The organism is Gluconacetobacter azotocaptans, from assembly GCF_014174355.1.
Classification (GTDB): Bacteria; Pseudomonadota; Alphaproteobacteria; order Acetobacterales; family Acetobacteraceae; genus Gluconacetobacter; species Gluconacetobacter azotocaptans.
This window is the reverse complement of sequence record NZ_JABEQF010000012.1, coordinates 17,313-29,636: the sequence shown is the minus strand read 5'-3', so window position 1 is coordinate 29,636 and position 12,324 is coordinate 17,313. Positions and strand designations below refer to the sequence as shown.

Genomic DNA, 12,324 nt, shown 5'->3' with positions numbered 1-12,324 from the left:
TAAGGACACCCGGCCCGGCGCGGCGCATCAGACCTCGAGCAGCAGACGACGCGGATCTTCCACGTTCTGCTTGACGCGCACCAGGAAGCTGACGGCTTCCTTGCCGTCGACGATACGGTGATCGTAGGTCAGGGCGATATACATCATGGGCCGGATCACGACCTGGCCGCCGACGGCGACCGGACGGTCCTGGATGGCATGCATGCCCAGGATGCCCGATTGCGGGGCGTTGACGATCGGCGTCGACATCAGCGACCCGTAGATGCCGCCGTTGGTGATCGAGAACGTGCCGCCCGACAACTCGTCCAGCTTCAGCGAGCCGTCGCGCGCGCGCTTGCCGAAACCGGCGATCGCGCTTTCGATGCCCGCGAAGCTGAGCGTGTCGGCGTCGCGGATGACGGGAACGACCAGGCCGTTCGGGCCGCCGACCGCGATGCCCAGATTGACGAATTCGCGATAGATGATGTCCTCGCCGTTGATTTCCGCGTTGATCGCCGGAAATTCCTTCAGCGCCGCGATCGCCGCCTTGGCGAAGATCGACATGAAACCCAGCTTCACGCCGTTATGCTTCTTCTCGAACGCCTCGCGGTATTCCGCGCGCAGGGCCTTGGCCGCGCTCATGTCCACCTCGTTGAAGGTGGTCAGCAGGGCGGCGGTGTTCTGCGCATCCTTCAGGCGGCGGGCGATGGTGCGGCGCAGGCGGGTCATCTTCACCCGTTCCTCGCGCGGGTCGTCGGTGCGCGGGGCGACCGGGGCCGCGGCGGGGGTGGCGGCGGGCGGCTGCGCCAGGAAGGAGAGGACATCGCCCTTGGTGATGCGGCCGTCCTTGCCGGTGCCCGTGCCGACCTGGGCCGGCGATAGGCCCTTTTCGGTCAGCATCTTCTGCGCCGACGGCATTGGCGCATGGGCGGCGCCCTGCGCCACGACGTCGGACGGCGGCGTCGCCGGGCGGGCGACCGGGCCGCTGGTCGTCGGCTGGGTCTGGACGCCGGCGGGCGCCTTGGGCGCCTCGGCCGCCTTCTTGGGCGCGGGGGCCGCGGCGGCGGGTTTGGCGGCGCCGCTGCCGGCCTCGACCGACGCCAGCACGGTGCCGACCTCGACCTCGTCGCCCTCGGCGACCAGCTGCTGGCCCATCACGCCGGCCTCGGGTGCTGCGACCTCGACGCTGACCTTGTCGGTTTCCAGTTCCACGACCGGTTCATCGGCCGTTACCGCCTCGCCGGGCTTCTTCAGCCACTTCGCAATGGTGGCGGTCGTCACGCTCTCGCCCAGTGTCGGCACCTTGATCTCGGCAGACATCTTCTTTTCCCAATCCCCCTGCCGGACAGATCCGCGTGCGGGGCATGGACCGCGTGTCCCTCGCCCGTCGTCTGCCGGCTTGTGCATTCTCAATACCAGACTGATGCCGGAACGGCACGAGGGCCGTCCCGGCGGACTTGCCTTACCCCGGACCTCCGGCCGGGGCGTCCGTTCACCCGACGCCCAGCGCCTGATTGACCAGCGCCGCCTGTTCGGCGGCATGGATGCGGGCCAGGCCGGTGGCCGGGCTGGCCGCGGCAATGCGCCCGACATAGACCGGGCGGCCGCCCTTGCGGCCCGCCTTGGCCATCACGCCTTCGATCCGGCGATCGACGAAACACCAGCCGCCCATGTTCTCGGGCTCTTCCTGGCACCAGATGATCTGGGCCTTGGGATAGAGCGCCAGTTGCTCGGCCAGCAGCTTTTCGGGGAACGGATAGAACTGTTCCAGCCGCAGGATGGCAACCTTGTCCAGCTTGCGCTCGCGCCGTTCGGCCAGCAGGTCGTAATAGACCTTGCCCGAGCAGATCACGACCCGTTCGACCGCGTCGCCATTGGCGATGGGATCGATTTCGCCGATGACCGGGCGGAAGCTGGTGCCCGAGGCGAAATCCTCGAGGTTCGAGACCGCCAGCTTGTGACGCAGCAGTGATTTCGGCGTCATGATGACCAGCGGCTTGCGGTAGTCCAGCTTCTGCTGGCGGCGCAGCGCGTGGAAATAGTTGGCCGGGGTGGTGATGTTGCACACCCGCATGTTGTTCTCGGCGCACAGCTGCAGGAAGCGTTCCAGGCGGGCCGAGGAATGTTCCGGACCCTGCCCTTCGTAGCCGTGCGGCAGCAGCAGCACCAGGCCGGACATGCGCAGCCATTTCGTTTCGCCCGACGCGATGAACTGGTCGATGATGACCTGCGCGCCGTTGGCGAAATCGCCGAACTGCCCTTCCCACAGCACCAGGGCGTTCGGATCGGCCAGCGAATAGCCATATTCGAAGCCCAGCACGCCGAATTCCGACAGCAGCGAGTTATAGACCTCGAAGATGCCCTGGCCGGCGTCGATGTTGTTCAGCGGCGCATAGGTGTTCTGGTTGATCTGGTCGATCAGGACGGCATGGCGCTGGCTGAACGTGCCACGCTGGCAATCCTCGCCGGACAGGCGCACCCGGAATTTTTCCAGCAGCAGCGAACCGAAGCCCAGCGCCTCGCCGGTCGCCCAGTCGATGCCTTCGCCCGACTTGAACATCGCGGCCTTCGCCTTGAGCTGACGGGCGATTTTCGGATTGATGTTGAAATCGGACGGCGCGGCGCTCAGCGCGTCGCCGATCTTGCGCAGGGTCTCGACCGCGACGCCCGTGGCGGGCTCGGCGTCGAGCTGGCCCACCGGCGGCGGCTTCAGCCCCTCCCACGACCCTTCCAGCCAGTCGGCCTTGTTGGGCTTGTAGGTCTGGGCAGCCTGGTAGGATTCCTCCAGCTTGTTGTGGAAGGCATCCCACATTTCCGACGCCTGGGCCTCGGTCACCACGCCTTCGCGGACCAGGCGGTCGGCATACAGGGTGCGGACCGTCGGGCGGGCGGCGATGGCCTTGTACATCGTCGGCTGGGTAAAGGCGGGCTCGTCCGATTCATTATGGCCGTGCCGGCGATAACCGACGACGTCCAGCACGATGTCGGTGGCGAACTTCTGCCGGAAATCGGCGATCAGCCGCGCGCAGTACACCACGGCCTCGGGCTCGTCGCCATTGACGTGCAGGATCGGGGCCTGCACCGCCTTGGCGATGTCCGTGCAATACAGGCCGGAAAAGGCGTGGGCGGAGACGGTGGTGAAGCCGATCTGGTTGTTCACCACGATATGGATGGTGCCGCCGGTGCGATAGCCGATCAGCTGCGACATCGCCATCGTTTCGTACACCAGGCCCTGGCCGGCGAACGCCGCGTCGCCGTGCAGCAGCAGCGCCATGTGACGGCCGCGGGCGTGCGGGTCGTCGCCGTCCTGGGCGGCGCGCACCTTGCCGACCACCACCGGATCGACCGCTTCCAGATGCGACGGGTTGGGCTGGAGCGAGATATGGACCGGATTGCCGTCGATATCGACGTCGGTCGAGGTGCCCAGATGATATTTCACGTCGCCCGAGCCCTGGACGTCGTCGGGCTTGAAGGACGCGCCGGCGAATTCGCTAAAGATCGCAGTGTAGGGCTTGCGGACCACGTTCACCAGCGTGTTCAGGCGGCCGCGATGCGGCATGCCGATCGCCACCGACTTCACGCCGTCCTTAGCCACCTGGTCGATCACAGCGTGCAGCGCGGGGATGGTGACGTCCTCGCCTTCCAGGCCGAAGCGCTTGGTGCCGACATAGCGCTTCTGGCAGAAGGCCTCGAAGCCCTCGGCCTCGGTCAGATGGTCGAGGATGACCTTCTTCTGTTCGGCCGAGGCGCCGGCGCGCCAGTTATCGCCCTCCAGGCGCGCCTGCAGCCAGTTGCGCTGCGCGGGGTCCTGAACATGCATGAATTCGGCGCCGATCGGGCCGCAATAGACCTGGCGCAGCGCGTCGAGCACCTGTGCGATGGTCGCGGTCTGGGTCCCGATCAGGTTGGCGACGATATGTCCCAGGTAGATCGGCCGGTCGAGGTCCTGCGGCCCGAACCCGTAAGTCGCGGGGTCGAGGTCGGCATGCGGCTTGGGGATCTGCAGGCCCAGCGGGTCCAGCCGGGCTTCCAGGTGGCCGCGCACGCGATAGGCGCGGATCAGCTGCGTGGCGCGCAGGCTGTCGTCGGCGGCCGCATGCAGGCTTTCGACCGAGGCCGGTGCGCCCACCGCCCCCTTCGCCGCGACGGGGGCCGCGTCGCCGCCGTCGATCATCGACAGGCGCGGCGACCACGAGGCCCCTTCGGCGTCGTGCAGCACCGCGGCGCCTTCTTCGTCCATCGCCGCGAACAGGGAGGCAAAGGAAGGATCGACGCTGCCGGGGTCGGACACCCAGCGGGCGTACAGTTCGGCCAGGTAGGCCGTGTTGGCTCCGCTGAACGCGGTCGACAGGATATCTACGCCCGCCATCTTGAAGACATCTCCTCACTGACGGCCTTGCTGGCCGCGTCATTGTCCGTTTCTGCCCCGTAGCCGCCGATCGTGACGGAATTCGGGACAGTAACCGGTTGTGCTCTCAACCCTAGCGTCACCTTTTGCGGTCCGCCGCCATCTTTCGCCACGGTCAGGATTGCTCCACGTGCATGCTCACCTTTACGTTTCCACCATGGCGCGTCCGGCGGACCGCAAAACGGGACCGCCCATACCCAAGCAAAGCGCGCACCACTTGCCTACCGCCCGGTCAGTCACAGCCACGCCATAAGCGTCACGATACCGTGACCGTCGGGAACGTTCGGCCATCTCCCGAACCGCGACCCGGGCAGGCCCGAAGGCAGATGATGAATATGCAGGCATATTCTGCATGTTTTTTGCCTTAATGCCTCGGCGGGACCGCCGGCGCGCCACCTCCGCTCAGGACAGGTGCGGGAGGTCGAGATAGGCCACGCTCTGCATTTCCTCGAGGCGCGAGGCCGTGCGTTCGAACGCCTGCGCGCCCTCGCCGCGCTGGTAGATCGCATCGGGCTGGTCCTCGGCCGAGGCGAACAGCTTCACCTTCTGCTCGTACAAGGTGTCCACCAGCACGATGAAGCGGCGGGCAACGTCGAAATTATCGGGACCCAGCCGGGGGATGTCGTCCAGGATCAGCGCCGGGAAGCGCGTGGCCAGCGCCAGGTAGTCGCCGGCCCCCAGCGGCCGGCCGCACAGCGACGGAAAGGTAAAGCGCGCAACGGGACCGGCAGCGACCGGAACCGCCAGCTTCCGGCCCATGATGTCCAGCGTCACCGGCTTCACCGGCGCGCCGTCCGCCAGGCGCATGAAAATCGAATCCAGCTCCTGCGTCGCGTCGGGGCCGGGAGGCACGATCCATGTCGTCATGCCGCGCATGCCGCCGCGCCGGTAATCGCGCGGGGAATCGAGCACCACCGTATCCACCTCGCGCTGGATTACCGCGATGAAGGGGCGGAAGGCGTCGGCGCCTGGCCGGTTCTGGAACAGATCCTGCGGCTGGGTGTTCGATGTCGCGACCACGACCACGCCCTCGGCGAACAGATATTCGAACAGCCGGCCCAGGATCATCGCATCGGCGATGTCGTTCACCTGGAATTCGTCGAAGCACAGCAGCCAGGCCTCGTCGGCGATGGCGTGGGCCAGCGGCGGAATCGGGTCGGTCAGTTCGGGATGCGCGCGCTTCATGTCGTGCAGGCGCTGGTGCACGTCCTGCATGAAGCGATGGAAATGCACCCGTTTCTTGTGTTCGACCGGCGCCAGTTCGAAGAACAGGTCCATCAGCATCGTCTTGCCGCGGCCGACCTGCCCGACCATGTAGACGCCGCGCGGCCGGGGCGCCGGGGCCGCAGGGCCCGGCAGGCCCAGCCGCGCCTTCAGCCCGCCCAGCAGGCCGCCCAGCCTGCCGTGGGCCGGGGCAGCCTGCCGCACCACGGGGTGATAGCCCGGAAGTTCGCGCCACAGCCGGTCCAGCCGCGCGGCGGCCTTGGCCTGTTCGGGATCCGGGGCCAGCAGGCCCGCATCCACCCGTGCCCGATACGCGCCGAGCGGTCCGGTTCCGGACGGCAGGTGCAGGTCGGAGGCGAAGGACGAAAGGACGGTTTCCATAACAACGCCGATAGCGCCAGCAACGGATGCCAGCAAGGGCATGCACTCGCCAAACCGTGTCGTGACAGGCCTGCTCTCCATCTGGTGAACTCAAGACACGTCCGATCGACCGAAAAGGGAGTATTTCGCAATGATCGACTGGTCCGCCTACCGCCGATACCTCGACCAGAGCGTGCCGGTGCTGGCCACCCTCAGTCCCGGCACGGTCGACGGCTTTACGACTCTGGACCAGGCGGGCGCGGCCACCGGGCATCTGGACGCCCGAACGCGCGAACTGATCGCGCTGGCGGTGGCGGTGACCACGCGGTGCGACGGATGCATCGCCGTCCATTCCAAGGCCGCGGTCGATGCCGGTGCGACGAAGGAACAGATCGCCGAGGCCCTGGGCGTCGCCGTGGCGCTGAACGCCGGGGCCGCCGTGGTCTATTCCACACGGGTGATGGATGCGGTCGCGAAGATCACCTGAGAGCCTGACCGGAAATGCGCGCGTCGGATCGCCGCCAGCGCGCATTTCCGGTCAGGCTCTGAGGGGCGCGCCCTTGGCGCGCGGGCAAACGGGGACTAGCATTCCGGCCCTGGCCCAACTGCCCGCGCAGGTTCCATGACCGTCCCCGCCCCGATCCGCCCCAACTATGCCGCGCTGGAGGCCGCCGCCGTCAGCACCGACCCGTTCGCGCATGTCGTGGTCCCGCATTTCGTCGGGCCGGACGATCTGGCGGCGCTGGTGGCGTCGATGCCCGACCTGTCGTCCGGCGGGTCGTTCCCGCCCGGATCGCTGACGCTGGCGCCGCTGGTGCGCGGCCTGGTGGCGGAAATGGAGGGGCCGCGCCTGCGCGGCGCCATCGCGCGCAAATTCGGCCTGGACCTGGACGGTGCGCCGACCATGCTGACGCTGCGCGGCCGCACGCGCGAAAAGGACGGCCGCATCCATTGCGATTCCGTGACCAAGCGGGTGACGGTGCTGCTGTACCTGAACCCCTCCAGCGAATCCTGGGCACGGCAGGAAGGGTGCCTGCGCCTGCTGCGCGGGCCGGACGATGTCGAGGATTACGCCGCCGAAATCCCGCCCATCGACGGCACGCTGCTGATCTTTCCCAACGGCCCGACGACGTGGCACGGCCACCGGCAATATGTCGGCCGGCGCTATACCATCCAGTTGAACTACATGGAAAACGACGCCAAGGCGCGCAGCGAGATGCGGCGCCACCGCCTGTCGGCGCTTGCCAAGCGGCTGTCTCACGCGGCCTGATCTCCACAGCTGCCCCGGAGTTGCCGCGATTCGGACATGATCGCGGCCGATAGGGCGGTGTCGAGACTGTTCTGGATAAAGGAGCCCCTCATGCGGGTTCGACCCCTTTCCTTCTTCCTGGCGACGCTGTGCCTGACCGGCACGATCGCGGCGACCAGCGTGCCTTCGCCCGCCATGGCCCGGCCCGACGACCATGGCTGGCACGGCGGCGGCGGTCGCGGCGGCTGGGACCACGGCCACCGGGAATATGACAACCGGCGCGGCCCCGGATGGGGCGGTGGCGGCGGTGGCTATTACCATCACGGTTCCGGTGTCGGCATGGCCGTCGGCGCCGGCGTGGCCGGCCTGGCGGTCGGCGCGCTGCTGGGCGGAGCACTGTCCTCGCAGGCCGCGCCGCCGCCCGGGGCCTATTATCCGCCGCAGCCGGAACCCCCGCCGCCCCCGCCGGCTTATTACCCCCAGGCGTCCTACGGCCCGCCGCCGTACTGATCCGGCCCCACCGTACACGCCCCTTTATTTGACCCGCATCACGGGAGTTACCCTGTTCATGACCGTTCGCCGGTTCCCGATCCTCGCCGCCCTTGCCCTGCTGTCGTCGCCCGCACTGGCGGCGGCGGCCGACGCCCCTGCCCCCGCTTCCGACCCCACGCCGACCACCCCCGTACCGGCCACCGCCACGCCAACGCCCGCCACGCCGGCCCCGACGCCCCCGTCATCGGTACCGGCGCATACGCCCCACGACCAGACACCCGATCAGGTGGAGACGCATATCACGACCCTGCACCAGCAACTGGGCATCACCCCCACGCAGGAGAAGCCCTGGGGGGCCTTCGCGCAGCTGATGCGGGACAATGCCGAACGTTTCCGCGACGCCATCGCCCAGCGCCGCGACCGGCTGGCCAGCATGAGTGCCGCGGACAACATGCAGTCCTACGCCGATCTGGTGACCCAGCGCGCACAGGATCTGCAGGCGCTGAACATGGCGTTCCGCACGCTGTATAACGGCTTCAGCGACATGCAGAAGAAACAGGCCGACACCCTGTTCCGCCAGTCGGACCAGCGCGCCGCGGCCGCCACCGCGCCGGCGAAATAATGCCGGCGCGGTGAAGGCAAGGGCCGAGGCCCTTGCCGGGGTCGGGCAGCGCCCGACCTTCCCCGGGGCCAGGCGTCAGACCTGGTCCAGCGGGTACCAGGCCCGCCCGTCCCGCGCCAGCAGCGCGTCGGCCCCCGCCGGCCCGGTCGCGCCGGCGGGGTAGAATTCCAGATCCTGCGCCGATTGCGCCCAGGCTTGCAGCACCGGATCGACCGCCGTCCAGGCAGCGTTGATATTGTCCGCGCGCTGGAACAGCGTCGCGTCTCCGGTCAGGCAATCGTACAGCAGTGTTTCGTATCCCACGTTGGGTTGCAGGTCGAACGCGTCCTCGTACCGGAAGCGCACCTGCACGTCGGCCAGGTCCATCGCGGGGCCAGGGCGCTTGGCCCCCATCTCGATGGTCAGGCCCTGGGCGGGCTGGATGTTCACGATCATCCGGTTCGGCGGCAGGGCGGCGGTTTCGGTGCCCCGGAAGATCGCGACCGGCGGTTTCTTGAACTGTACCACCACCTCGGTCCGGCGGCCGCCCAGCGCCTTGCCGGTGCGCAGGTAGAAGGGCACGCCCGACCAGCGCCAGTTATCGACATGCAGTTTCAGCGCGACATAGGTTTCCGTCACGCTGTCCTTCGCCACGCCGGGGCTGTCGCGATAGGCCGCGACGGGCCGGTCGGCGACGACGCCCGTACCATACTGGCCGCGTACCGCGTCGCGCGGATCTATGGGGCGGATGGATTCGAACAATTGTTCCTTGGCGGTGCGGACGGTTTCGGCGGAAAACGAGGCAGGCGGTTCCATCGCCACCATGGCGAACAACTGGAACAGATGGTTGGGCACCATGTCGCGCAGCGCGCCGGTGGGTTCGTAGAACGCGCCGCGCTGCTCCACCCCGATGGTCTCGGCGGCGGTGATCTGGACATGATCGACGTATTCGTTGCGCCACAGCGGCTCGAAGATCAAATTGCCGAAGCGCATGGCCAGGATGTTCTGGACCGTTTCCTTGCCCAGGAAATGGTCGATCCGATAGATCTGGCGTTCGTCCAGCACCGACAGGACCTGCCGGTTCAGCGCACGCGCGGTTTCCAGGTCCGACCCGAAGGGCTTTTCGATCACCACCCGGCGGAACATGTCGGCCTGTTCGGTCGTCAGGCCGGCCTGGCCCAGCATGGCCACCAGTGCGCCGAAGAAGCGCGAGGGCACGGCCAGGTAGAACACCGCGCTGCCCGGCAGCCGCGCGCCCAGGGCGCGGACCTGCTCCAGATCGTTGAAATCGGCCTGGACGTACTCCAGGCGTTCGGCGATCCACGACCAGGCGCCGGGGTCGATCTGCGGCGTGTAGAATTCGGCGTTCCGGTCGCGCGTGAACTCCTGCATCGTCGCGGCCAGCCCGTCGCGCCAGTCGGCGGTGTCGCCGGGCGTGCGATCGACCCCCAGGATGCGGAACTGGGCGTCCAGCAGGCCGCTGCCCGCCAGATTGTACAGGGCCGGGATCAGCAGCCGCTTGGTCAGGTCGCCGCGCGCGCCGAAAATAACCAGCGTGCAGGGCGGGGCGGGACGGCTGCCCGAGGGGGGAATGGCATGCCGGCTGCGGGCCGGCGACGATATGTCGCGAGAAAAGGACATGGCGGAAATTCTCCTGAACACCCTGCCCGACCCTAGGACACCGGGCGCGCAGGGACATTGCGCCAGATCACGTCCGGCCATGTGACACCCGCCACCCCCGCGCGGCAAGGCATAATGCCGGAATCCCGCCGGCCGGCCGGTTCGGCTTGCATAGCACCCAGGCAGGCACTACCTCTCTGCGTCTCTCTTACAGAGGCATTGGGACGCCCGGACGGGCCGGGCGCACAGATCGGGGATATGGATCGATGGGGTACCGCGTTGCGGTCGTGGGCGCTACGGGGGCAGTCGGGCGCGAAATGCTGAAGACGCTGGCCGAGCGCGATTTTCCGGTGGACGAGATCGCGGCCCTGGCCTCGGCCCGGTCAGTGGGGCAGGAGGTCTCGTTCGGCGACAAAAAGGTTCTGAAGGTGCAGAACCTGGAACATTTCGACTTCACCGGCTGGGACATCGCCCTGTTCTCGCCAGGGGCGTCTGTGTCGGCGGTGCATGGGCCGCGCGCGGCCAAGGCCGGCTGCATCGTCATCGACAACACGTCGCATTTCCGCATGGAGCCCGACGTGCCGCTGGTGGTGCCCGAGGTCAATCCGGACGCGCTGAAGAAAGCGCGGCGCGGCATCATCGCCAACCCCAACTGCTCCACCATCCAGATGGTGGTGGCGCTGAAGCCGCTGCACGACCTGTTTTCGATCCGCCGCGTGGTCGTGGCGACGTACCAGGCCGTCGCCGGCGCGGGCAAGGAAGGCATGGACGAACTGTTCGCCCAGTCGCGGGCCAGCTTCGTGGGCGACCCGCTGAAGGCCGAGCAGTTCACCAAGCAGATCGCCTTCAACTGCATTCCCCATATCGACCGTTTCATGGATGACGGCGCGACCAAGGAGGAATGGAAGATGGCGGTCGAGACCCGCAAAATCCTCGACCCTGACATCTCGGTTTTCGCTACCTGCGTGCGCGTGCCCGTCTTCATCGGACATGCCGAGGCGGTGACGGTGGAGTTCGAGGAACCGGTGGACCTGGAACGCGCGCGCGACGTGCTGCGCGAGGCGCCGGGCGTCATCCTGCACGACCAGCGCGAGGATGGCGGGTACGTGACACAGATAGATTGTGTTGGCGAGGACGCCACTTACGTCTCGCGCCTGCGCATCGACCCGACGGTTCCGAACGGGCTGGCCTTCTGGTGCGTGGCCGACAATCTGCGCAAGGGCGCGGCCCTGAATGCCGTGCAGATCGCCGAGGCGATGATTGCGCTCGACCTGATCGGCCGCAAGGCGGCCTGATCGCCGGACAAGGAACCGGAACGGTGCAAAACCGTTCCGGTTGCGGCCGCACTGCGCCGCTTCTGTACGTCTCGCGACCTCGTGTTCCCCCCTGCGTTGACCGCGCCCTTTCCCGGGCGTAGGACCGAACAGACACAAGGCAACGGAACAAACCGGAGCCATAATCAGGGAAATCGACGAGACGACCATGCAGGATGTCCGTGATGCGCTCTATATAGGGCACCGAAGCGACGGAACACTGACCCGGCGACCCATGTCCCCGCATCTCCAGGTCTATCGCTTCCGACTCTCCATGTTTCTTTCGATCGCGAACCGGGCGGCCGGCGTCGCCGCGGCGGCAGGCTCGGCGCTTGGCGTCTGCTGGCTGAACGCGGCGGCGAAAGGTCCCGAGTCCTTCAAGAAGGTTCAGAAGGTCACCCGACATCCGCTGGGCAAGCTGGCCCTGGTGGGCTGGACGCTGGCGCTGGTGTACCATTTCGTCGCCGGCCTGCGCCACCTGACCTGGGACGCGGGTTACCGGTTCGAGAAGAAGGAGATCAACGAGGACGGCCCCATCGCCGTGGGCGTGACCGTGGGCGCCACGGTCGTGCTGGTCGCGACGATCTTCGGCCTGGCCGCCTGCCGTTCCAGAAAGAAGGCATCCTGACATGAACGCGACCCATACGCCGCGCATGGATGTCATGCGCTCCCAACTGTCCCGCGCGCGCGGGCTGGGCTCGGCCAAGACCGGAGTGAACCATTGGTGGATGGAGCGGATGTCCGCCGTCGCCCTGGTGCCGCTGTCCGGCTGGTTCGTGCTGCAGGTCATGCGCCTGGCCGGGTCCAGCCAGGAAGACGTCGTGGAATGGGGCGGCAAGCCGGCCAATTCCTCGATGCTGCTGGCCCTGATGGTGCTGACCTTCTACCACATGCAGCTGGGCCTGCAGGTCATCATTGATGACTACGTGCATGGCAAGCCGCACCTGCCGGCCAGCCTGCTGATGAAGGGCGTGACGTTCCTGATCGGGCTGTTCGCCGTGATCGCCGTCCTGAAGCTGGCGCTTGCCCCTTCGCGAAAGGCCAGCGCCTGATCCGGCCCACCCGGCCGTCAGGCGCG

General features: G+C 67.5%; 11 protein-coding genes. 7 read left to right on the top strand and 4 right to left on the bottom strand.

The genetic code is table 11. The features are described from left to right. Positions 1-27: 27 nt before the first annotated feature. From odhB to zapE, 3 genes are all read right to left on the bottom strand, one after another. Entirely contained in the window at positions 28-1,299 is a 1,272-nt protein-coding gene (gene odhB, locus HLH34_RS14145; protein ID WP_183120229.1) for a 2-oxoglutarate dehydrogenase complex dihydrolipoyllysine-residue succinyltransferase, read from the bottom strand. Positions 1,300-1,471: 172 nt separating this feature from the next. Further along, positions 1,472-4,348: a 2-oxoglutarate dehydrogenase E1 component gene (locus HLH34_RS14140; RefSeq protein ID WP_183120228.1), complete on the bottom strand. Its 2,877-nt coding sequence runs from the start codon at positions 4,346-4,348 to the stop codon at positions 1,472-1,474. Positions 4,349-4,789: 441 nt separating this feature from the next. Then, entirely contained in the window at positions 4,790-5,992 is a 1,203-nt protein-coding gene (gene zapE, locus HLH34_RS14135; protein WP_183120227.1) for a cell division protein ZapE, read from the bottom strand. A 130-nt stretch (positions 5,993-6,122) separates the two neighbouring features. On the opposite strand from zapE, the gene HLH34_RS14130 reads away from it, so the two are divergent. The 4 genes from HLH34_RS14130 (at position 6,123) to HLH34_RS14115 (ending at position 8,334) form a co-directional block, all read left to right on the top strand. After that, positions 6,123-6,458 (top strand): carboxymuconolactone decarboxylase family protein, encoded by a 336-nt coding sequence (locus HLH34_RS14130; RefSeq protein WP_183120226.1) that lies wholly within the window; start codon positions 6,123-6,125, stop codon positions 6,456-6,458. Positions 6,459-6,593: 135 nt separating this feature from the next. Then, the gene (locus HLH34_RS14125; RefSeq protein ID WP_183120225.1) at positions 6,594-7,241 is read left to right on the top strand and encodes a 2OG-Fe(II) oxygenase family protein; all 648 of its coding nucleotides are present in this window, start codon (positions 6,594-6,596) and stop codon (positions 7,239-7,241) included. A 90-nt stretch (positions 7,242-7,331) separates the two neighbouring features. Then, the gene (locus HLH34_RS14120) at positions 7,332-7,730 is read left to right on the top strand and encodes a hypothetical protein (RefSeq protein WP_183120224.1); all 399 of its coding nucleotides are present in this window, start codon (positions 7,332-7,334) and stop codon (positions 7,728-7,730) included. 58 nt (positions 7,731-7,788) lie between these two features. Further along, positions 7,789-8,334, top strand: a complete 546-nt coding sequence (locus HLH34_RS14115; protein ID WP_183120223.1) for a Spy/CpxP family protein refolding chaperone — start codon at positions 7,789-7,791, stop codon at positions 8,332-8,334. Between the two features lie 75 nt (positions 8,335-8,409). Here the strand turns inward: HLH34_RS14115 and zwf are convergent, their stop codons facing one another. Further along, positions 8,410-9,954 (bottom strand): glucose-6-phosphate dehydrogenase, encoded by a 1,545-nt coding sequence (zwf, locus tag HLH34_RS14110; protein ID WP_183120222.1) that lies wholly within the window; start codon positions 9,952-9,954, stop codon positions 8,410-8,412. A 245-nt stretch (positions 9,955-10,199) separates the two neighbouring features. Between zwf and HLH34_RS14105 the strand changes: the two genes are divergently transcribed. The 3 genes from HLH34_RS14105 to sdhD all read left to right on the top strand — a co-directional run bounded on the left by HLH34_RS14105 (position 10,200) and on the right by sdhD (position 12,298). Then, a complete protein-coding gene (locus HLH34_RS14105) occupies positions 10,200-11,228 on the top strand; it encodes an aspartate-semialdehyde dehydrogenase (protein WP_183120221.1) in 1,029 nt (342 codons plus the stop codon). A 187-nt stretch (positions 11,229-11,415) separates the two neighbouring features. Then, a complete protein-coding gene (gene sdhC, locus HLH34_RS14100; protein WP_183120220.1) occupies positions 11,416-11,874 on the top strand; it encodes a succinate dehydrogenase, cytochrome b556 subunit in 459 nt (152 codons plus the stop codon). 1 nt (position 11,875) lies between these two features. After that, the gene (gene sdhD / locus HLH34_RS14095; RefSeq protein ID WP_183120219.1) at positions 11,876-12,298 is read left to right on the top strand and encodes a succinate dehydrogenase, hydrophobic membrane anchor protein; all 423 of its coding nucleotides are present in this window, start codon (positions 11,876-11,878) and stop codon (positions 12,296-12,298) included. Positions 12,299-12,324: the final 26 nt, after the last annotated feature.